This is a genomic window from Lysinibacillus fusiformis (assembly GCF_003049525.1).
Taxonomy (GTDB): Bacteria; Bacillota; Bacilli; order Bacillales_A; family Planococcaceae; genus Lysinibacillus; species Lysinibacillus fusiformis.
Genome location: NZ_PYWL01000007.1, coordinates 195,667 through 217,987 on the forward strand (window position 1 = coordinate 195,667; position 22,321 = coordinate 217,987).

Annotated in this window: 23 protein-coding genes; 8 read left to right on the forward strand and 15 right to left on the reverse strand. The window is 38.1% G+C overall.

Going from position 1 to position 22,321, the window contains the following annotated elements:
• Positions 1-12: 12 nt before the first annotated feature.
• From C9J29_RS16585 to C9J29_RS16600, 4 genes are read right to left on the reverse strand one after another with little or no spacing between them, the layout of a single operon-like run.
• A complete protein-coding gene (locus C9J29_RS16585) occupies positions 13-1,083 on the reverse strand; it encodes a sulfate/molybdate ABC transporter ATP-binding protein (RefSeq protein ID WP_090003344.1) in 1,071 nt (356 codons plus the stop codon).
• Positions 1,084-1,098: 15 nt separating this feature from the next.
• On the reverse strand, positions 1,099-1,971 hold the full coding sequence (gene cysW, locus C9J29_RS16590; RefSeq protein ID WP_089986179.1) for a sulfate ABC transporter permease subunit CysW: 873 nt from the start codon (positions 1,969-1,971) through the stop codon (positions 1,099-1,101).
• A gap of 10 nt (positions 1,972-1,981) precedes the next feature.
• Positions 1,982-2,815: a sulfate ABC transporter permease subunit CysT gene (gene cysT, locus C9J29_RS16595; protein WP_107922470.1), complete on the reverse strand. Its 834-nt coding sequence runs from the start codon at positions 2,813-2,815 to the stop codon at positions 1,982-1,984.
• A gap of 11 nt (positions 2,816-2,826) precedes the next feature.
• On the reverse strand, positions 2,827-3,870 hold the full coding sequence (locus tag C9J29_RS16600; protein ID WP_107922471.1) for a sulfate ABC transporter substrate-binding protein: 1,044 nt from the start codon (positions 3,868-3,870) through the stop codon (positions 2,827-2,829).
• A 444-nt stretch (positions 3,871-4,314) separates the two neighbouring features.
• On the opposite strand from C9J29_RS16600, the gene C9J29_RS16605 reads away from it, so the two are divergent.
• From C9J29_RS16605 to cysC, 4 genes are all read left to right on the forward strand, one after another.
• Positions 4,315-5,016, forward strand: coding sequence for a phosphoadenylyl-sulfate reductase (locus C9J29_RS16605; RefSeq protein WP_008178112.1), 702 nt, complete (start codon positions 4,315-4,317; stop codon positions 5,014-5,016).
• 12 nt (positions 5,017-5,028) lie between these two features.
• Positions 5,029-6,093 (forward strand): inorganic phosphate transporter, encoded by a 1,065-nt coding sequence (locus C9J29_RS16610; RefSeq protein ID WP_089986177.1) that lies wholly within the window; start codon positions 5,029-5,031, stop codon positions 6,091-6,093.
• 84 nt (positions 6,094-6,177) lie between these two features.
• Entirely contained in the window at positions 6,178-7,317 is a 1,140-nt protein-coding gene (sat, locus tag C9J29_RS16615; RefSeq protein ID WP_008178115.1) for a sulfate adenylyltransferase, read from the forward strand.
• Complete coding sequence (cysC, locus tag C9J29_RS16620; protein WP_008178117.1) at positions 7,314-7,907, forward strand: adenylyl-sulfate kinase; 594 nt, start codon at positions 7,314-7,316, stop codon at positions 7,905-7,907. Before sat ends, cysC begins: the two co-directional genes overlap by 4 nt.
• Before the next feature lie 56 nt (positions 7,908-7,963).
• Here the strand turns inward: cysC and mnhG are convergent, their stop codons facing one another.
• From mnhG to C9J29_RS16655, 7 genes are read right to left on the reverse strand one after another with little or no spacing between them, the layout of a single operon-like run.
• Positions 7,964-8,332, reverse strand: coding sequence for a monovalent cation/H(+) antiporter subunit G (mnhG, locus tag C9J29_RS16625; protein WP_008178118.1), 369 nt, complete (start codon positions 8,330-8,332; stop codon positions 7,964-7,966).
• Entirely contained in the window at positions 8,316-8,597 is a 282-nt protein-coding gene (locus C9J29_RS16630; RefSeq protein WP_008178119.1) for a Na(+)/H(+) antiporter subunit F1, read from the reverse strand. The genes mnhG and C9J29_RS16630 overlap by 17 nt, the downstream gene beginning before the upstream one ends.
• The gene (locus tag C9J29_RS16635) at positions 8,594-9,073 is read right to left on the reverse strand and encodes a Na+/H+ antiporter subunit E (RefSeq protein WP_008178121.1); all 480 of its coding nucleotides are present in this window, start codon (positions 9,071-9,073) and stop codon (positions 8,594-8,596) included. The genes C9J29_RS16630 and C9J29_RS16635 overlap by 4 nt, the downstream gene beginning before the upstream one ends.
• Before the next feature lie 4 nt (positions 9,074-9,077).
• A complete protein-coding gene (locus C9J29_RS16640) occupies positions 9,078-10,565 on the reverse strand; it encodes a Na+/H+ antiporter subunit D (RefSeq protein WP_008178123.1) in 1,488 nt (495 codons plus the stop codon).
• Positions 10,558-10,899, reverse strand: a complete 342-nt coding sequence (locus C9J29_RS16645) for a Na(+)/H(+) antiporter subunit C (protein ID WP_008178124.1) — start codon at positions 10,897-10,899, stop codon at positions 10,558-10,560. Before C9J29_RS16645 ends, C9J29_RS16640 begins: the two co-directional genes overlap by 8 nt.
• A complete protein-coding gene (locus tag C9J29_RS16650) occupies positions 10,899-11,321 on the reverse strand; it encodes a Na(+)/H(+) antiporter subunit B (protein WP_008178127.1) in 423 nt (140 codons plus the stop codon). Before C9J29_RS16650 ends, C9J29_RS16645 begins: the two co-directional genes overlap by 1 nt.
• Positions 11,308-13,719 carry a Na+/H+ antiporter subunit A gene (locus C9J29_RS16655; protein WP_107922472.1) on the reverse strand — a complete coding sequence of 804 codons (2,412 nt, stop codon included), beginning with the start codon at positions 13,717-13,719 and terminating at the stop codon, positions 11,308-11,310. The genes C9J29_RS16650 and C9J29_RS16655 overlap by 14 nt, the downstream gene beginning before the upstream one ends.
• A gap of 154 nt (positions 13,720-13,873) precedes the next feature.
• Here C9J29_RS16655 and C9J29_RS16660 point away from each other — a divergent pair, with 154 nt between their 5' ends.
• Complete coding sequence (locus C9J29_RS16660) at positions 13,874-14,437, forward strand: DUF5366 family protein (RefSeq protein WP_008178131.1); 564 nt, start codon at positions 13,874-13,876, stop codon at positions 14,435-14,437.
• Between the two features lie 413 nt (positions 14,438-14,850).
• Here the strand turns inward: C9J29_RS16660 and C9J29_RS16665 are convergent, their stop codons facing one another.
• Complete coding sequence (locus C9J29_RS16665; RefSeq protein ID WP_107922473.1) at positions 14,851-16,701, reverse strand: transglycosylase domain-containing protein; 1,851 nt, start codon at positions 16,699-16,701, stop codon at positions 14,851-14,853.
• 237 nt (positions 16,702-16,938) lie between these two features.
• Here C9J29_RS16665 and C9J29_RS16670 point away from each other — a divergent pair, with 237 nt between their 5' ends.
• Both C9J29_RS16670 and C9J29_RS16675 read left to right on the forward strand, forming a co-directional pair.
• Positions 16,939-17,526 (forward strand): peptidylprolyl isomerase, encoded by a 588-nt coding sequence (locus C9J29_RS16670; RefSeq protein ID WP_012292385.1) that lies wholly within the window; start codon positions 16,939-16,941, stop codon positions 17,524-17,526.
• A gap of 22 nt (positions 17,527-17,548) precedes the next feature.
• Positions 17,549-17,761: a hypothetical protein gene (locus C9J29_RS16675; RefSeq protein WP_008178137.1), complete on the forward strand. Its 213-nt coding sequence runs from the start codon at positions 17,549-17,551 to the stop codon at positions 17,759-17,761.
• 40 nt (positions 17,762-17,801) lie between these two features.
• Here the strand turns inward: C9J29_RS16675 and C9J29_RS16680 are convergent, their stop codons facing one another.
• Together C9J29_RS16680 and C9J29_RS16685 are read right to left on the reverse strand one after the other, a co-directional pair.
• Positions 17,802-19,223 (reverse strand): magnesium transporter CorA family protein, encoded by a 1,422-nt coding sequence (locus C9J29_RS16680; protein ID WP_089986173.1) that lies wholly within the window; start codon positions 19,221-19,223, stop codon positions 17,802-17,804.
• Positions 19,224-19,333: 110 nt separating this feature from the next.
• Entirely contained in the window at positions 19,334-20,509 is a 1,176-nt protein-coding gene (locus tag C9J29_RS16685; RefSeq protein ID WP_008178141.1) for a MalY/PatB family protein, read from the reverse strand.
• A 72-nt stretch (positions 20,510-20,581) separates the two neighbouring features.
• Between C9J29_RS16685 and C9J29_RS16690 the strand changes: the two genes are divergently transcribed.
• The gene (locus C9J29_RS16690; protein ID WP_008178143.1) at positions 20,582-20,842 is read left to right on the forward strand and encodes a DUF1871 family protein; all 261 of its coding nucleotides are present in this window, start codon (positions 20,582-20,584) and stop codon (positions 20,840-20,842) included.
• An 83-nt stretch (positions 20,843-20,925) separates the two neighbouring features.
• On the opposite strand, the gene C9J29_RS16695 is transcribed toward C9J29_RS16690, so the two are convergent.
• Entirely contained in the window at positions 20,926-22,266 is a 1,341-nt protein-coding gene (locus C9J29_RS16695; protein WP_008178145.1) for a sodium-dependent transporter, read from the reverse strand.
• Positions 22,267-22,321 lie beyond the last annotated feature (55 nt).

Sequence of the window (22,321 nt, forward strand, 5' to 3'; positions counted from 1 at the left end):
CTACATGGTTTTTTAAATGGAGTAATCTTCGGGGATAAAGACCTTTAATTGCTTCGGCCTAACAAATACATGATCGCCCACTTCAAGCTGAAGGTGAAGGAACTGTTCTTTTGATAATTCTGCCTCTAAAAATTCATCTAAATCTTCACGGCGTAGCTCAATTTGAACAATAGGCCCCAACAGATGGATATGATTGATTTTGACGGGAACCGTTCCTGGAATACTTACCTTTTCTATTTGTATATCATGGGGGCGTACATAACCAATCACATTATCTTTTGTATGTGATTGTACATCAGGTACATCCAGTGCAACTTCTCCATGCATCAGCTTACCGTTATGTAAGCGTCCTTTAAAAAGATTAACGTTCCCTAAAAAATCATAGACAAATGGACTTTTGGGATGTGTATACACTTCATCTGGACTCCCAATTTGCTCGATTTTGCCATTGTTCATGACAACAATACGATCTGCCACATCCAATGCCTCCTCTTGATCATGCGTAACAAATATACTTGTAATATGAAATTCATCATGTAACTTTCGTAGCCAGCGACGCAACTCCTTGCGAACTTTTGCATCAAGTGCCCCAAATGGCTCATCTAGCAGAAGAACTTTCGGCTCTACTGCAAGTGCTCTTGCAAGTGCCACACGCTGTCTTTGACCACCTGAAAGCTGTGTAGGATAGCGGTCAGAGAAATTTTCGAGTTTAACTAATTGTAGCAATTCTATCACTTTGTCTCGTATCTCTTGCTTAGTAGGTCTAGTTTTCCGAGGGCGAACCTTTAGGCCATAGGCGACATTTTCAAAGACTGTCATATGACGAAATAGGGCATAATGCTGAAACACAAAGCCTACATTACGTTCCTTTGGATGCCGATCCGTCATGGAATGTCCATCAAAAAAAATATCACCCGTATCGGCGGTTTCCAGCCCTGCAATGACACGTAATAGAGAGGTTTTTCCTGATCCAGAGGGGCCAAGCAATGCAACAAGCTCCCCTGACTGAATATGAATAGAAATATCCTCTAATGCTTGAAAAGATCCGTATATTTTCGAGACATTTTGAATTTGTATACTCATGTTGATCATCTCCTTTTAACTAGATTTGGACTTCCATGCAATGATGTCTTTTAAAATTAATGTAAAGATAGCTATGACACTCATTAAGGATGCAACAGCAAAGGCGGCTGAAAATTGATATTCATTATAGAGAATTTCAATATGAAGGGGCATTGTATTTGTCATGCCTCGTATATGGCCAGATACAACTGAAACAGCACCAAATTCTCCTATTGCTCGTGCGTTACACAAGATTAGACCATAGAATAAACCCCATTTAATATTGGGTAAGGTGACATACCAAAATGTCTTAAAGCCACTTGCACCAAGTGAAATCGACGCCTCCTCCTCAGACGTACCCTGTGCTTGCATTAGAGGTATTAGCTCACGAGCAACAAAGGGCAGTGTGACAAATATAGTCGCAAGCACAATTCCAGGTAGGGCAAAAACAATTTTAATATCATTGGTGAATAACCAATCACCAAATAATCCCTGCGATCCAAATAGTAAAATAAATACCAAACCTGCGATAACAGGGGAGACCGCAAAAGGTAAATCAATAATGGTTAGTAAAAGATTTTTCCCCTTAAAATTAAATTTTGTAAGGGTCCATGCAGCCATTACGCCAAAGATTACATTTAGAGGTACGGCAATCGCTACAACTGTTAAAGTGAGTTTAATAGCAGCTAATGCATCTGGATGTGTGATAGCTGCCAAGTAAACATCAACACCTTTTTGAAAGGCTGTAATAAAAATTGAAGCTAATGGCAGGACGATAAAAAAAGCTAAAAAGGCTAATGCAATAAATGTAAGCGCATAGCGAATAACACGAGGCTCCTGTAAGGCGGCAGACTTAGACACCTTATTTTTTTCAGTACTAGCCTGTTGAATAAATGTTGATTGTTCCATATAGCTCCTCCTAATGTACAAACCGACGATTGGCTAGCCATTGTATGACGTTAATGGTTAATAATAAAATAAATGAAGTAACAAGCATTACTACTGCAATTGCAGTGGCACCAGCATAATCGTATTGCTCAAGTTTAGTCATAATAACTAAAGGGGTAATTTCGGTTTTCATCGGCATATTTCCAGCGATGAAAACAACCGAGCCATACTCTCCTAGAGCACGGGCAAAGGCTAATGAAAAGCCCGTTAATATGGCTGGTAGCAACTCTGGTAAAATCACCTTACGAAAGGTTTGTAAACGATTGGCTCCAAGGCTAGCTGAAGCCTCCTCGACTTCAGTACTAATATTTTGCAATACTGGCTGTACTGTCCGTACAACGAAAGGGAGACCAATAAAAGTTAAGGCAATTATAATACCAAGGGGCGTAAAGGCAATTTTAAAATCAAAAAATTGGCCAATCCAACCATTGGGGGCATAGAGCGATGTTAAAGCAATTCCTGCTACAGCAGTAGGTAAAGCAAAGGGTAAATCTACTAATCCATCAATCATTCTTTTAAAAGGAAACTGGTAGCGAACCAGAACCCAAGCGATAATTGTACCGAAAAGTACATTTAATAGACCTGCAATGAGGGCTGTGCTGAAGCTCACTTTATAGGAAGCAACAGCACGAGGATCAGTGATAATATCGAAAAACGCAGCCCAGCTTAAGGACATCGTATGGAAAAATATCATAGAAAGTGGTAATAACACTAGTAAACTAACATATAACATCGTATATCCAAGAGATAGGTAAAAGCCTGGAATAATACGACGTGATTTTTTCGTCAGGGTTAAACTACTCATCAAAACACTCCTTATTGTGGCAAGTAGATTTCATCAAAGGTACCACCGTCTTTAAAGTGAGTTGCTTGTGCTTTTGTCCAGCCACCAAAATCATCGATAGAAACAAGTTCAAGCTGAGGGAATTGGTCTTTATATTTAGATAGAACAGCTTCATTGCGAGGTCGGTAATAGTTTTTGGCAGCAATTTCTTGACCTGTATCGCTATATAAATGCTGTAAATATGCCTCTGCCACTTCGCGTGTTCCTTTTTTATCAACGATTTTGTCAACAACCGCCACTGGTGGCTCCGCTAAAATACTTAATGATGGGGTAATAATCTCGAATTCATCCTTCCCTAATTCATGAAGTGATAAGTAAGCTTCATTTTCCCATGCAATTAAGACATCCCCAATTTTTCGTTCCACAAAAGTTGTGGTAGCACCTCGGGCACCGGAATCTAGTACTTCAACATTGCTGTATAGTGATTTCATAAATTCTTTTATTTTTGTTTCATCGTTGTTATATAACTTTCCCGCATATCCCCAAGCAGCTAGGTAGTTCCACCGTGCACCACCAGATGTTTTAGGGTTAGGGGTAATGACGGATACGTCTTTTTTGATGAGATCATCCCAATCTTGTATATTTTTCGGGTTGCCCTTGCGTACTAAAAAGACAATAGTGGATGTATAGGGAGTAGAGTTATGGTCAAATTCTGTTTGCCAATCTTTATTTAGCAGTTCACGAGTTTCGGCAATTTCATCAATATCATAGGCGAGAGCAAGCGTGACAACGTCTGCTTCGAGGCCATCAATCACTGCTCTACCTTGTTTTCCTGAGCCTCCATGAGATTGTTTAATCGTGACATCCTGCCCTGTTTCATCCTTCCATTTTTTTATAAAATCTTGATTGAACTCATCGTAAAGCTCGCGTGTTGGGTCATAGGATACATTTAATAGCTCTACTGATTTTTGGCCACCTGTATCTTCATTTGAGTTAGCACTACTACATCCTGTTACAGATAAAGTTAATACAGCAAGCAGTGCCAAAGATTGAAAGACATTGTTCCTTTTCTTCATTCCATTTCGCTCCCTTTCTGGCTAAAGAATGCAAAAAGCCATCCCCTATAACGATAATTCGTCATTGGTAGATGGCCTTCAGATCCTCTGATCAGCATTTTGGTATTTGTAGATAATACATTAAACATATATTTCCTATTAGTCAACAAGGAATTGTGGAATGTTGAAAATAAGGGTGATTTACCTAGCTATCATTTATCTTATGCAACTAAGAGTGTCAAAAATGGGTTTATTGCATAAGATATTTCAAAAACCTAGTTGACTGCTTGGTGTACTTTAGTATATATTTGGTAATAAGAAAAAACGATTATAGAACGAGGTAGCAATTACTAGTGAAAAATCGTTGAATAATGAGCTGGCTAGTCAAACTAGAGGCGTTTTAACAAAGACATGTTTTTGGGTGTCTTTTGTTAGAACGCCTTTTTTCGCTATGAGGGGGATTCAATGTTAACACATGCAAATTGGCAAGAACCAAACATTAATTTTCAGGTTGATGAAACGTATAAGGGAGCATTAGAGGTTTTACAGTGGAGCTATCAAGAGTATGGGAATGAAATTGTCTATGCCTGTAGCTTTGGGATAGAGGGCATAGTTTTAATTGATCTCATTTCAAAGGTAAGACCAGATGCAACCATTGTCTTTTTAGATACAGATGTCCATTTTAAAGAGACCTATGAAACGATCCAGCGAGTAAAGGAAAAATATCCACCATTAAACATTGTGATGAAAAAGCCTTCACTTACACTTGAACAACAAGCGGCCCAATATGGTGATGAACTATGGAAGTCAGATCCAAATCAATGCTGTGCTATACGCAAGATTAAGCCTTTACATGAAGCCCTTTCAGGTACAAAGGCTTGGATATCCGGTTTACGTCGTGAACAATCGCCATCACGTCAACAGACAAATTTTCTTAATCGTGATGATAAATTTAAGTCGATTAAAGTTTGCCCACTTATCCATTGGACATGGAAGGATGTTTGGCGATATGTCTCAAAACATAATTTGCCATACAATCCTTTGCACGATCAAGGCTATCCAAGTATCGGCTGTGAGCATTGTACGAAGCCGGCGTTTACGATGGATGATTTACGTTCAGGTAGATGGCAAGGCTCAGGCAAGACGGAATGTGGGTTACATGAATAAAGGAGTAATGCCATGCTAGAATATTTCGCCATAGCTATTAGTTTATTTTTTGCAATGAATATAGGTGCAAGTGGAGCAGCGGCTTCAATGGGAGTTGCTTATGGGGCCGGAGCTATTAAAAAGGCTTGGCAAGCATTATTGTTATGCGCCATAGGCGTTTATAGTGGAGCGGTTTTAGGCGGAGGAGAAGTAGTCAAAACGATTAGCTCGGGCATTATGCCTCAGGAATATATTACGGTGAAAATTGTCATCATTATTTTAATTTCTGCAACGAGCAGTTTATTTTTTTCCAACCTTCTAGGCATCCCCTTATCTACGAGTGAGGTGACCGTCGGTGCAGTCGTTGGTGTGGGAATGGCTTATAAAGTGCTATTCGTTCAATCTTTACTTGTCATCATGTCCTTTTGGGTTATCGTCCCACTTATAGCTTTTGTTATAGCCCTTATATGTGGAAAGTTGTTATATAAATTACAGCATAGGGGGCTACTAAAAGATCATCCAATTTTAACGGTTCTACTCGTATTAGCAGGATTTTTTGAAGCCTTTTCGGCAGGTATGAATAATGTTGCGAATGCAGTTGGACCGCTAGTAGGTGCTGGCATGATGGATGTTACTATCGGCATTATGCTTGGGGGTGCCTTTGTCGCTATAGGAGCCATCCTACTTGGAAAACGAGTTCTTGAAACAAACGGAAAAAAAATTATGCGGTTTCAAAAGGCAGAGGGTATTTTAATTTCAAGTACGGGTGCGCTCCTTGTTGGTATAAGCTCCATTTTTGGACTTCCAGTGCCACTAACGCAAGTAACATCTTCCTCTATTATCGGAATGGGTATGGCGAAGAACGGAAAACAAATTTTCCATAAGCATATTGTGAAAAAGATTATTCGTATATGGGTTGTATCCCCAATTTTTTCATTAGCCATTTCTTATTTTTTAGTGCAGTTATTTTTAGAAAAAGATCTTTATGCAATTATTTTGAATGGCAGCATTATTGTTGGAACGCTTGGAGTTATTAGTTTAATGCGTACAATGCGAGAGGAAGAGCAATCCATATATGATGCAGGAGAGGGTATTTAATTACACTAGTGTTACAACATCATTGATCTTTCATACATTTCAACTATTAAACTTAGTATTTAACTAGAATTAGGAGGAGATTATATGAGTTTACAACCACATGGAGGGTTTCTTGTGCAAGCTTTCCATCCCGAAAAGGAGATGACATCTATTCATAAGGAGATTGAGCTGGATGCCATTTCTTTGAGTGATTTAGAGTTAATTGCCATAGGTGGCTACAGCCCTATCGAAGGCTTTTTAACACAAGCAGATTATGAATCTGTAGTGGAAAAAAGTCGATTAGCATCAGGTATAGTATGGAGTATTCCAATTACCCTCCCTGTGACGAAAGAGAAGGCAGCAACATTACAACCTGGCGAAGAGGTAAAATTAGTCTACCAAGGTGAAACTTATGGCGTTATTCAGGTAGCTGATATTTTTGAGCCGAATAAGCGAACAGAGGCATTACTCGTATATGGTACTGAGGATCTCGCACATCCTGGCGTTCACAAGCTACATGAACGTCCTGCCATATATGTCGGAGGGAAAATTACTCTAATCAAACGTCTGGCACAAAAGTTTCCTACCTATTCATTTGATCCGGTGGAAACCCGTCAACTATTTGCTTCAAAGGGTTGGCAAACCATTGTTGGCTTTCAAACGCGTAACCCGGTGCATCGAGCGCATGAATATATCCAAAAGGCAGCACTTGAAACGATTGATGGTTTATTTTTAAACCCTCTTGTTGGTGAAACAAAGTCGGATGATGTGTCTGCGGCTATCCGCATGGAGAGCTATAAGATTCTATTAAAAAATTACTATCCTGAAAATCGTGTGCAATTAGGAGTGTTTCCGGCTGCTATGCGTTACGCAGGACCAAGAGAGGCCATTTTCCATGCACTTGTAAGAAAAAATTATGGCTGTACACATTTTATCGTCGGTCGAGATCATGCCGGTGTAGGGGATTACTATGGCACGTACGATGCACAAAAAATCTTTGAACAGTTTACGGAAGATGAATTAGGGATTGTTCCATTAAAGTTCGAGCATAGTTTTTATTGTCAGCAATGTGAAGGAATGGCTACAACAAAAACTTGTCCACACGATAGCTCTGCCCATATTATTTTATCAGGAACAAAAGTACGAGAGATGCTACGTAATGGGGAAGTACCACCAAGTACATTTAGCCGTAAAGAGGTAGTAGATGTATTAATAAAAGGCATGCAAAAGGAGGTAGTCAAATGAGTTCGAATATTGTTTGGCATGAAGCCTCCGTTACAAAAGAGGAGCGTCGATCCCAAAATAAACATCAAAGCTTTATTTTATGGTTTACGGGCTTGTCTGCTTCAGGAAAATCATCTATAGCCAATGCGTTTGCCCGCCAATTATATGAAAGGGGCAACCAAGCCTTTGTATTGGATGGCGATAATGTCCGTCATGGCCTAAACAAGGATTTAGGTTTTGAGGAGGCAGGACGAAAAGAAAATATTCGTCGTATAGGGGAAGTTTCGAAGCTTTTTATAGAAAGTGGTCAAATTGTATTAACGGCATTTATTTCTCCTTATCGAGAAGATCGTCAGGTGGTCCGTGCACTTGTTGAAGATGGTGAATTTATCGAGGTCTTTGTAAAGTGTTCAGTAGAAACATGTGAAAAACGGGATCCCAAAGGCCTATATAAAAAAGCGAGAAAAGCAGAAATTGCTAATTTCACTGGTGTTAGCGCCCCTTATGAGGAACCAGAAAACCCTGAAATTATTTTAGATACTGAACATCATACGATAGAAGAATGTGTGCAACAGTTGACTAGTATTTTAACTTCCAAAGGGTATATATAATAAACAAATAAAAAAATCTGCTCGTTCAGAACGATTGAGCAGATTTTTTATATGTCTTATTGTGTGTCCTGTTCTTTTTTCATTCTGTCAATTTCAGGGCCTAATTCATCACGTACTGTCCCTTTCCAAGGCTTGACACCAGCAATATAAGAGGAGCGAGTCATAATATGTCCTCCAACAGGGCCAGTGATGAAGAGGAATAGTATTCCTAGTAATATACGTGGATTAAAATGATCTTCGATTAGCCAAAAGTGAAAGAATACACCAATTAGTACACACATGACACCAAGTGTAGCACTTTTTGAGGCAGCATGTGCTCGTGTATATAAATCAGGTAGGCGGATAAGCCCAATAGCTGTGACGACAATAAAAAGTACTCCAATAGAAATGAAAAAGATAACTAAACTATTAGCGAGAATTGTCACGTTTAATGATATCTCCTTTCTCTATGAATTTAGAGAAAGCAACTGTACCGATAAATGATAAAATCGCTAGCAATAAAATAATCTCAAGGAAGAAGCTTGTTTCCACTAAAATCGAAAATAATCCAATCAAGGAAATAAGAGAGACACCAAGTGAATCTAAAGCGACTACACGGTCAGATGCAGAAGGTCCTTTGATCATCCGATAAATGACCGCAATCATCGATAAGCAAATCACTACAATGACCGTTATAATAAATGTTGTCATGATTTACTCACCTCCAAAATCGCTTTCTCAAATGAATCTCGAATGGAAGCAACAGCCTCATCCACATCATTAATATCAATAGCATGTACATATAGTGTTTTAGCATCATCCGATACATGTACGACTACAGTTCCTGGCGTTAAAGTGATAAGACTGGATAATAATGTGATTTCCCAGTCTTCTGTTAATACAGTAGGATAAGCAAAAAAGGCAGGCTGCATGTCCAATTTAGGCTTTAATACTACCTTCAGGACTTGCACATTCGCTAATACTAATTCTTTAAAGAACAGCAAAGTTAATTTTAAAAGGGCCCATAGGCGGTAGACATAAAGACGAGATCTAAAAAATCTTCGCATTATTATGAGTAAAATGATGCCCATTAAGAACCCAATAATAAAGCCGGTTGCTGTGTAATTAGAGGATAGGAACATCCATACGAAGGCAAGTACAAAGTTTAAAATCATTTGAAATGCCACAGCGTTAATCCCCCTTCATCACAGCATCTATATAGATAGATGGATCATTTAAAAGTTTTGCTGCATCGTCCATAAATGGCGTCATCCATTCGGAACCAACACCATATGCGACAGAAATAAGTACTAAAAGGGCTGAGGGCATAAACAGCATTTTGTAGATAGATTTGTCAACGATGCCCTTCGTTTCTTTTTCCTCGCCCCAAAAGGCATAGATGAAGATACGAATTACGGATAGTAGAACGAGCAACGAGGACGCTAATATGAAAATACTACTCCACATATTACCCGCTTCAAAGCCACCTTGTACAATCAATAGTTTGCCAACAAATCCGCTAAGTGGTGGAATTCCGGCTAAGCCAAATGCTGCAATTAAATAACACCAACCAAGTGCCGGGTATTTTTTCATCAGACCACCCATCTTCCGCAAATCAGATGTACCTGTAATGTAGATGATTATACCGATTAACATAAAGAGTGCTGCCTTTATGAGCATATCGTGTACTAAATAAAACATTGCTCCCTTTAAGGAAGCTTCATTCATTTGTGAGACACCAAATAAAATAACCCCTACGGCGATGACAATATTGTAGATAATAATAAGTTTGACATCAAAGTAAGCGAGTGCCCCGATGCATCCAGCCACAATTGTAGCAATGGCAAGTACCATCAATAGATCATGAGTATAGGATAGATCGTGTACAAAGAATAATGTATAGGTACGTGTAATCGCATAGACACCTACCTTTGTGAGCAGTGCACCGAATAATGTTAGTACAGGTATAGGCGCCGCTGCATACGAAGTAGGAAGCCAAAAATACAATGGGAAAATGGCTGCTTTTAATCCAAATACCATTAAAAAGAGTACAGCTATAACGGTAATGATACCTGGTTGATTGATTTCAGCTATTTTAACGGCAATATCAGCCATATTCAATGTTCCTACAACCGAGTATAAAAAGGCTACAGTAATGACAAATAGGGCAGACGAAATAACATTAATTAAAATATATTTAATCGATCCTTTCAGTTGCCCTTTCTCGCCACCTAGGACGATCAGTAAATAAGAAGCCATTAATAATACTTCGAAGAAAACGAATAAGTTAAAAATATCACCTGTAGTAAAGGCCCCATTAACCCCAGTTAAAATAAACATGATTCCAGGGTAATAAAAGAATCGTTCACGTTCCTTCGTAATAGAACCAAAGCCATACCAAACAACAAAAAAGGCAATTAACAATGTCGTTGTCACGAGCAATGCGGATACCATATCAGAAACCATTGTAATGCCATAAGGAACTGGCCAATCTCCGAAAGTGACCTTTTGGATACCATCATGTTTCACTTTCATTAGAAGTGAAACGGCAGTGATCAAGGAGATCCCGATTCCAAGTAATGAAAATGTTCGTTGATACATTAAATTTTTTTGCCCAAACATTAAAATCATACCGAAGAAAAACGGAATGATGATAGGCAGCAGTAGGAAGTTATTCATCCTCATCACTTCCTCTCATTAAGCTAATATCATCAGTTTGCAGCTCCTGATAGGAACGATATGCCAGCACTAGGAAAAACGCCGTGACGCCAAAGCTAATTACAATAGCAGTTAAGATCAGTGCCTGAGGTAATGGATCTGCAAAAGTTTTGGCTCCTTCGTTTAACACGGGTGGAGCCTCACCACCAAGACCACCCATCGTTAATATAAGTAGATGAGCACCATGACTTAAAAGTCCTGTACCAATAATAATTCGTAATAAACTTTTTGATAAAATTAAATAGACAGCTGCCATAAAGAGGAAGCCAATGACAAAGGCCATAATTATTTCCATTATTCATCCTCTCCAATCGTTTGAATAATGGTCATCGTAACACCGACAACAACCAGATAGACACCGCTATCAAAAAGCATAGCCGTGTGTAAAGACTGTTTGCCTAGAAGCGGTAAATCAAAATAATCAAAGAAATGAGTAAAAAAAGGTTCGCCCACAAACATAGGGAATGCTGCAGTAGCAAGGGCTAATAATAAACCAATAGCCGTTAAATACGTGTAATTAATAGGTAAAATATGGCGTACAGTACGGATATCAAACGCTAACACTAATAGCACGATGGCACTGGAGGTTAAAAGCCCTCCAACAAAGCCACCACCCGGCGTGTAATGACCTGCTAAAAAAATATGAATGGAGAAGAAGAAAATAATGAAGAATACAATTTTAGCCGTAAATTGTATTATCACATCATTTGTTTTCATGTGTTTTCTCCTTTCTATTCATACGCAATTTAATCATTGCAAAGATAGCCATTCCAGCAATAGCGAGTACTGTAATTTCAAACAATGTATCAAAGCCACGATAGTCTACTAAAATTACGTTGACAATATTTCCTCCGCCCGCTAAAGAGTAAACGGTTTCCTCATAGTACTTAGAAATAGTAGGAATGAGTTTTTGCGAATGAGCAGATAGTGCGACAAGTGTTACCATGACACCTACTGCAATGGATATAACAGCTCGATTTAATTGAAATCTCATACGCTCTTCTCGTTTACCAAGCTTTGGCAAATGGTAGAATGCCAATAAGAAGAGGGCAACAGATATGGTCTCAATAACAAGCTGTGTTAAGGCTAAATCTGGTGCATTAAAAATAACAAAGAATAATGCTACCGTATATCCAACAGAGCCAAGACCTATAATGGCGGTTAACCGCGATTTAGCTAGTATGGTGATAGCTGTTCCAATTAATAAAACCACGACTAAAATAATTTCATAGGGTCTTATCGGAGCGGTCCCTTGGAATGAAAGACTAAAGGCATTTTTCACAAAAAGCGAACCAATGACGATAACAGCAATACCACTAAACATATAGAGTAAATAATGACGCATTGAGCCCGTCATATAGAGTCGAGAGAGGCGATTTAAGCCAACATCTAACCCCTGCATAATTTTGTCATAAGCATTATTCAAAGTGAAAGCCCTTGGGAATCGCTGATACATTCCTTGCCATTTCGGTAGTGAAACAAATAGCAGTACCCCAATAATGATAATTCCTATCGTCATGAGAAGTTCTGGGTTGACCCCATGCCAAGCTGCTACATGTATGTCAATATCTTGTGGTGTTTCGTATAAAAATGGCTGAATCGCTAGAACAGCCGGTTTGACAAATGTATCACCAATAAAATTCGGGATAAAGAATATGAACACAACTAATCCCGCTAAAAGCATTGGAGAAACTAGCATTCCAATAGGTGCCTCATGTGGTTTATGAGGTAATTGCTCTGGTTTGTAGTTGCCATTAAATGTCCGGAAAACAAAATAAAAGCTATAAATAAATGTGAAAATACTAGCAATCCAAGCGATGATTGGGAAGAGCACTCCCCATGTATCAAAGCCAAAGAGCTCAAACTTTTGAAGGGAGAGCATGGCTGTTAAAAACATTTCTTTACTTAAGAAGCCATTAAATGGTGGAAGACCAGCCATCGATAAGCTTCCTATCGCCGCAACTGTAAAACTGATAGGCATAATACTCATTAACCCACCCAATTTTCGAATATCACGCGTTCCTGTTTCATGATCGATAATCCCAGCAATCATGAATAGGCTACCTTTAAATGTTGCGTGATTAATGAGATGGAAGATCGCAGCAAATGCCGCGAATTTAATGGTATCTACTGATTCATTCGCATGAAACGCCACTGCGCTTGCCCCAAGTAGTGACATAATAAGTCCAAGTTGACTAACTGTCGAGAAGGCTAGAATTCCTTTTAAGTCCGTTTGCTTGACTGCAAAGAAGGAACCCCAGAATAAAGTTAAAATACCTATACCTGTTACAAGCCATACCCAGAGCTCAGAGGCCGCAAATATTGGGGTAAAGCGTGCTACTAAATAAATACCTGCTTTGACCATCGTGGCAGAATGTAGGTATGCACTGACTGGTGTAGGTGCTTCCATTGCATCTGGTAGCCAAATATAGAATGGGAATTGTGCAGATTTTGTAAATGCTCCTAGAAGTAATAAAACAAGCGACCATGTAAATAAAGGTTGATCAACTAGATTCGGTGCCATAATAATTAGCTCTCGAATGGAATAAGTTCCACCCATTAAGTAGAGAAGCACAAATCCACCTAGCATCATTAAGCCGCCGCCGACTGTTATCATCATTGATTTTAGTGCGCCAAGGCGTGATGCATCACGGTTATACCAATAACCAATGAGCAGGAATGATGAAATGGACGTTAATTCCCAAAAGAAATACAGTGTAATTAAATGATCTGACTGTACTACTCCAAGCATGGCAGACATAAATAACAGTAAGTAAACATAAAAATTATGTAATTTTTCTTTATGTTTATCTAAATAAAAAATGGAGTAGAGGACAACTAAAGATCCGATTCCAGTAATTAATAGCGAGAATAATAAGCTAAGGCCATCCAAATAGGAGACGAAGGAAATATCAAGCGATGGAATCCAAGGAAGTTTAGCGGTAAAAACTCCACCTTTAGCTACTTGTGCAATATAGGATGCATAAATAACTACGAGCGTAGCTGGAACAGCGAGAACAAACCAGCCAGTATGAATATTTTTTATGCTTTTATATAAAAATGGTACGAAGATTGCAGCAAGCATTGGAATGAAAATATAAAGTACTTGTAACAAAAAAACCCTCCTTTATGCAGGTAAGTAAATCAATTATAACGTACTTTAATTGGGAATGCATACGTACTATTGGGATTTAGCTTGCGGTAGTGGAAGAATTTTCGTTATATTATAAATAGGAAGTTATCAAGAAAAATAGAGGAAAAAAATTTTTATGAAGAATCCATATATCTACGGTTATTTACCATTAATTACAATTTTATTGTTTAGTTTGACATTTGGTATGTATGCAGTTGGAGAATCTTTACAGATTTTTCGAGCGATCGGTGTATATTCAGGAATGAGAGAGTTTTTATCTGATGTTGAATTACGTGTATTCTTACTCATAGTGTTTGCTGTTGTTTTTTTTATGCTATTTTCAGCACTCAAACTAGTAGGAGAAACCATCCATGAGTTAGGAATGCTCTTTTTTTCAAAAGACAACGATGGTGCAACTGTTAGCCAAGCGCGAGGCGGCTATATCATTTTGTTTATTGGTGCTATGTGTTCAGCATTTGCAATCCAATTTATTTATGTGTTAATAGGAATTTTTGTCCTCACTGTTTTTACATATTTCATTTATCTTATTTACAAAATGAGTCATTTTATGTCAATGGGCGGCACAATCGGTCTATTAATCTTTGAACTTTTTATGTGGACAATTCTATTAACATTCATCGTGTATGTTGTATTGAAACTATATAATGGTATTTTAGCAAGTCTACCATTTGCCCAATAAATGCATACCGTAGGCAAAAACTATCGAGAGGCTCAATCTCGATGGTTTTTCTTATGTTCAAGTGACTATTTGGTGAATGACTACATGTTGTTCGAGCATAGGCAACTTCTTATTTTGCATGGCACGTCCAAGCTTTACATTAATGGGTAAGTTGATTCGAATGAAGGGCTGTGACTTCTGCGGGGAATGGGGGAAGTCGAGATTCTGGACTGAGCAGATGTTTTCTGTGCGAAAGCGTAGGAAGCAGCTCGACCCCATCCGTAGTGGAAATCAAAGGCTTTCTTTTATTTGAATGTAAAAGAAAAAAAGATTGTAGGCAAACACTCCAATTTTTCGAGTTTGTCTACAGTCTGAAGGGAGCAGAAAATCTCTTTCTGCTCCCTTTTGTGATCATTACATCCAAACCACTTATCTTACTCAAGTAAAACATTAAATAATTGATGATGAATTTTGTATTCTTCTAATTTTTGCATGGATTGAGGCTTATCATATCCAATCCATACGGCAGCTGTATAGGTATCATTAAGTCCGGCAAGCCAATAGTCTCGATAGTCATTCGTTGTCCCTGTTTTGGCACCAACATAGCTGCTATTACTGTAGACTCCCTGTCCCGTACCGTTCATCACAACATCGGCAAGTAACTCACGCATGTATTTTACTGTTTTAGGAGACCAAATTTGATCACGCTGTGTATCCCAACTATAGAGCTCTGTTCCATCTAAAGCTGTAACTTTACGAATGCTATGGGCTAGAACATAAGATCCATCAATAAAGCTTGTATAGGCATCTGCTAGTTCTAATGCTGTTACACCATAAGTAAGCCCGCCCAAGGAAGCGGCATAATTATAGTCCTTTTCTACAATGGAGCGGAAATGGAAGCGATCTAAATATTGAAATGCTGTATCAACGCCAACTGTCTGGAAGAGTCGCAGTGCCGATGTATTATAGCTATGTCGAAACGCAGTGCGTAGCGACACATCCCCATACTTGTACCCCCCATAGTTTTGAGGGCAGAAGGATCCGACACAATAACTACCACCATTTACAATTGAATCCGGTGTATGTGTGGTTGTTTCAAAGAAAGGAGCATAGACGGCCAGTGGCTTAAAGGCGGAACCTGGCTGACGTGTTCCTTGAAATGCGCGATGATAATCAAACTTTTCATAGTTTTTTCCTGCATATAAGCTAACGATCTCTCTGGATTGGTTGTGAATAACAGCACCTGCTGCTTGCAATGAACCGGCACCTAAGGTAGCGGTCATTTGTTGCTCATCATGCTGCTGTTTTTGTGGATCCAATGCAGTGTTAATTATGAGTCCATTTTGAAATAATGTATCAAGTCGATTGTCTAATTGTGTCTTAATTTTTTTCTTTTCTTCCTCATTGTCTGTATTGTTAAGTCGATCCGCATAGCCTTCTTTTTCTGCAACTAACCATTTTAATTCTTGAAGAACGTAAGTGCCATACATAGGATAGCTTTGTATTTTATCCTTAATATGCAATGTAATAGGTTCTCCCTTATAAGTCGTCGCATCTTCCTTAGTAATGCTACCTTTCACGGCAAGTGTATCTAATAAGCGTTCTTGACGTGCTTTAGTTTGATCAAAGTTTTTTAAAGGGTTATAAAGTGACGGGTTGTTAGGAATTGCTGCAATAAAAGCAATTTCAGCTATTGATAATTGCTGGAGTGGCTTTTGAAAATAATAAGTGGCTGCTCCACCAATTCCGTAAACTTGATTGCTAAAATAGGACTCGTTAAGATACATCGTTAAAATTGCTTCTTTATCGAACTCTTTTTCTAATTCATAAGCATAAAAAAGTTCGGTTAATTTTCGTTCATATGTTTTTTCATCAGATAAATAACGCATTCGAACAAGCTGCTGTGTAATCGTACTGCCACCCTGTGAGCTAGCACTCGTATTTGAATTGGCGACTACTGCACGCATAATAGCACTTAAATCAAAGCCGATGTGTTCGTAGAAGTCGGCATCCTCACTTGCAATGAATATTTCCTGGGCAATTTGTGGAATTTCTTGTAATGTTAGTGGCTGCCGCCATTCGACATATTCCTCACTAAATGTTTGCCCATTTTGGTCCGTAAGTGTTACAGGAAGCTGAGGTTGTACTTCAGGTAAATGAATAGCCTGTGTAATTTGTTCCTCATGTGCTTGTGCGGTATTGATTTCTGTTCGTATGTTTGTGCTAATCCACCATAGAACAGGTAAGGAAAGAAGTATAATAAAAAAACCAAAAGCCTTTTTCATGTGTGCCTCCACTCTTTCTATGAATCCTTCAACAGAATAACATATTTTGGATTGATTCCAAATACTCGGTCAGACCTATTTCCTTTGTTTTGAGAGAGGAAGTTAAAAGTGCATAAATCGTCAATACTTTGATGAAGAAAACCAATCGGAAGTATGTTAGACTAAAATGAGGTCAAGAAGGATGAATTGTCATCTTTTTCATTGAAACTGAAAATTATCATTAAAGGAGAGACTTCCATGTTTCCACAATTAACAACAGACGTACAAGCAGGCGAAGTGCTTGTAGAAATGAACACAACATTAGGGGCAGTTAAAATTAAATTGTTCCCAGAGTTTGCACCAAAAACTGTTGAAAACTTTTTGGGTCATGCTAAATCAGGTTATTATAACGGCATCATTTTCCATCGAGTTATTCAAGACTTTATGATTCAAGGTGGGGACCCAACTGGAACAGGTATGGGCGGAGAATCAATTTGGGGAGATTCTTTTGAAGATGAATTCTCAGATAAATTGTTTAACCTACGCGGTGCGCTATCAATGGCTAATGCTGGTCCAAACACAAATGGTTCTCAATTCTTTATCGTTCAAATGAAACATCTTCCAAGCGATATGCTTCGTCAATTACAGGGAGCAGGCTTCCCAGAGGAAATTATCGAAGCTTATGCACAAAATGGCGGTACACCTTGGTTAGACCATAAACATACTGTATTCGGTCATGTTGTAGAAGGAATGGATATTGTGGATAAAATTGCGGATGTAGAAAAAGATCCCCGTGATAAGCCATTAGAAGATGTGAAAATTGAGTCAATTACAGTCTTTGAATAATAATTATAAGGACGTGTAGAGCATGGAAAACTTAATGTATCAATTTTTATATTTCCCTGAAGATAAATCAGGATATATTCCAGCAGCATTTGAATTTTTAATCATGCTTATTTTGTGTGTAGTCGTGTTTACGCTTTTCCGTAAAATTTCTAAGAAACAGGAAATTAAATCAAAAGAAATTGAAGCACGTATACTAGCAGAAAAGAAAAGTACAAACAACCAACAAAATGTCTAATTAAAAAGAATCTGCCTCCAATGGAGACAGATTCTTTTATTTAAATTTTTCTTTTAGAACGACGAACGATGTTTTGTAGTGTTTTGAAGGCATTGAAGCAAACGAGTACAATGGATAGGCCAATCCCGCTCATGGCGGTAATAAAGGCAACCCATTCGAACGGCGTATAGCTCCAAACACTATCTAAATCACTACTGTCCTTCCATTCTTCAATGACTAAATTCATTCCGTATATACCGGATATAACCGTAAATACAGTTAAAATAAATAGTAAATTATTACTTCGATTATCAGACTGATCTTCTTGTGTTCGATATAAGCTGTTCAATGTCGCTTTTGTTTCTACATAATGTTCATTGATACGGAAATGCTTTCGTAGCATTTGAGAAATTTCCCGACCTTCAGTCCGAACAACGACTTCTTCGAAATAATAACGTGCAGAAAACTTTGTGATTAGTTCGATTAATTCATTGACAATTTGTTTATCTTTTCCCCACTTTATTTCACTGTATTCGTAGGATAGCTTTAAGAGCATCATTTTATAAAAATAATGAATGAACAAATTATAATAGTGAGTACCCATAAACTCCTGAATGCTATGTGAACAATGTTTAAATGGCTTATTTGTAAGTGTCATTTGCGCCTGCGCTGAAGAGATAATATAACTATTGGGTGCCCAGCGTGTATGGGCGTGTTCCTGTACATAGTTTGAAATATATTGAGAATTTGTGCTTGAAATAAAGGGTTTGCCATCAGGTGTTCTTCCATCTACTTGCCCTAATCGAAAAAGATGCTCAGGTAAAAGTTCTGCTTGTTCATCACACATTAAATAGGCTGAGGAAAACATTCGTTCATCTTCAAAAAAGGGCAATCCTTCATACCTATGATCTTGGTGGTGCTGTAAAAAAGGCTTTAAGAAGGGGATAAAATAGTTAAATAATAGCTCACTCGTAGAATCACAATGACCGAACGAGAAATGGTGACTTGCTCCCTTTTCCTCTCGCAATTTTGCCTCCAGCACCCTAAAGTAATGAATGAAATTTAAAATATCACTAATGTCATAAGGGGTGTCAATGCTTGTTCGTACAGTGACGATGCCATTGCCGAAAGGGCATAGCGTTACATCGATGCTCATAAGCTCATAGTTTATACAATTTTCTTGATGGTGTAAGGCCCCTTGTGTATAAAATGCTTTTGAGAAACGAAGAAAGTCTGGGCTATCCATTTTGTTTGGGAATAATTTGTCTTCAAGAAAGGGATAAAAAAATTGGGCAAGCTCTTCATGTATGATTGTTATGTCTCCATAAAAGGTATTTTCAAGAGTAATATTGTTCAATTCAAAAAAAGAAAACCCTTCTTCTAAAAGGATATTACCAATCTTTTGCCGATCTTTTGTTTGGTAGGCGAAGGGAAACAAGAATGTCATATAGGCACGCTGAATTATTAAAGGAACTAAGTCCATTGAAAACACCCCTTTTTCCATCCGATTGTTAAGAAACTTTTCCACATATTAAGGATTTTAAACATCTAAAAAGAAGGAATCCTAAATAATCGGGATTCCTTCTCTTGCTTTTATTGTTCAAACGCTTTTTTAAAGCGCTCTACGCCGTCTCGTACTGTTTCAAATGAACAAGCTACATTCATACGTAAGAAGCCTTGACCCTCTTCACCGTATTTTGTCCCTGGCTCTAATGCCAGTTTACCAATTTCTAATAGTCGGTTCATAATATCTTTTTCTTCAAGCTTAAGCTCTCTATAATCAATCCATATTAAATAAGTGGATTGTGGTTTAATGATGCGAATGCCTGGAATCTGCTCTAACTCTTCTTTGACATAATCCATATTTGCTGAAACATACGGCAGCAATTCATCTAGCCAAGGGGAACCTTCCGTATACGCAGCCTGCAATGCTACAGAGGCAAAAGTATTTAATGAACCTTGTCCACTTGCCATATTCACGGCTTCAAGCTGTAGACGTTTGTTCTTATCTGGCACAATCATATAGGAAACCTGAATACCTGCTAAATTAAATGTTTTAGTAGGAGCCATACACGTTACAATACGATTGATTTCATCGCCTGCTACTTTGGCAATAGGAATATGTTTTTCACCATTTATCATTAAATCAGCATGAATTTCATCTGAAATAATAACGACATCGTATTGAGCACAGAGTCGTACAATTTCCTTTAAAGTAGCTTCGTCCCATACATAACCGCCAGGATTGTGAGGATTGCATAATATGTAGGCTTTGACATTTTGAGCTAGTGCCTGTTCAAAAGCTTCAAAATCAACGATAAATGTACCATCATTTTTTTCAACTAGTTGGCAGCTTACCACTTCGCGCCCATTGCTTTTTGGTATGTTAAAAAATGGTGGATAAACAGGTGTGGAAATAAGGACTTTATCTCCCGGATTAGTAAAGGCAACAATGCTATTTGCTAAGGCAGCCACAACACCATTACAGAATACGATGGAATCCTTGTCAATTTGCCAATCATGACGAGTACTTTGCCAGTCCACGATTGACTGTATTGCTTCCTCACTAATAAAGCTATAACCAAAAATAGTGCGTTCAGCATGTTTCTGCAATGCTTTTGAAACGGCTGTTGGAGCAGCAAAATCCATATCAGCTACCCACATTGGCAAGATATCGGACGCATCGTTTAGTCCATAAACCATTTTCATTGCGTCCCATTTTACGGAGTTTGTACAACGACGTTTGATAGTTTGATCAAAAATAGACAAGCAAATCACTCTTTTCTTTTTTATTTACTATGGTATCATACGATTATGATCAAAGGATAACAGGTGAGTATTTTGGAAAATGTAAAAATGAATCAAGCAGCTGTCCATCTGCTAGAGGAGTGGGATCCATTCCACTTAGGTCCAGACCATTATGATACGGAAACAGCAGATGTTGTAGCGGCATTGCAAGGAATCGATGATCCATCTACGCTTGCAAAAGTAATTCAAGAAACATATGAGCATTCGTTTGAGCAATGGATTCCTTTTGAGGATTGTGTAGCCATCTCTTACAAACTGATTGCTATTAAATTTGAAGCAAAATGTATTATTTAAAATATTTTGCATATTTCCTATAAAAAAAGGGGTTGTCCTACGACAACCTCTTTTTGCATTGACATGATAGAGGCTCTAGTTCCTTATTTAAATATTGGTAAAATACCTTGAATGAAAATAATTAATATAGCAATTGGGGACACATAGCGAATTAACATGTACCAAATTGTAAACATCCAATTAGATGCGGCTAGCTCTTTACGAGAAATATCTTTTGTATAATAATAACCTGCAAAAATTGATATTAGCAGAGCGCCAATAGGCATTCCAATATTGTTGGTCATAAAATCAACAAAATCAAAAATAGAACGGTCTAACATCTTCACATCTGATAGTATACCAAATGACAGCGCACTAGGAATACCAACAATAAAGATAATGATGCCACCAATCCAGGCAATTTTTTTTCTTTTTTCTGGTTTATCTCCAATTGCAATTGCCACGACAATTTCTAACATGGAAATGGAAGATGTAACTGTGGCAAATAGTAATAATATAAAGAAGATGGTTAAGAATAGACCACCGAGAGGCAGTTGCTCGAAAACAGCTGGCAAAATAATAAATACGAGGCCGGGTCCTTGATCAGGTGTATAGCCAAGTGCGAATACTGCTGGGAAAATAACAAGACCAGCAAGTAAAGAGATGATTATGTTCATGGACGCTACATTGATTGCTGAGTTACCAATTTTCTCGGTTTTTGATAGATATGAAGCATAGGTAATCATCACAGCAATACCAACACTTAATGAGAAAAATGCTTGTCCTAATGCCATTAAAAATGTTTCAGCATTCAAGTAAGACCAATCAGGCACAAACATAAATTTAACGCCTTCCATTGCACCATCCAATGTTAAAGAGCGTATGACTAATATAATGAAGAAAATAAATAAGAGCGGCATCATCCATGTGCTGGCTTTCTCAATGCCACCTTTAATGCCGGCTGATACAATGACTACTGTCAATAACATAAATAGCCCTTGCACAAGCACTGCTTCAAATGGACTCGATATTATATGGTCAAATAAATCTGCGTAGTTGATGTTAGAACCTGCATTCGTTAGCTTAAACGTAAAGGCACGGCCCAAATAGCTTAAAATCCACCCACCTACAACACTATAGAAAGATAAGATAAGGCCCGCAATGACCATACCACCCCAACCAATTAAATACCAAGGCTTTCCTGGTGCTTGTTCTTTAAAGGATGTGACAGCATCCTTTTGTCCACGACGACCAATCATAAACTCTGCAATGAGTACTGGTAAGCCGATAAAGAATGTACATAAAATGAATAATAAGATGAAGACACTACCACCATTAGTACCAGCCATATAAGGGAATTTCCAAATGGCTCCTAGCCCTATAGCACTTCCGGCAGCAGCTAAAATAAACCCAATTTTAGTTGTAAATTGATCTCTCGATGACACAAAAATAAAGCCTCCTTGTACTAAAGTTTTATTTTACCCCAATATTTTCATAACA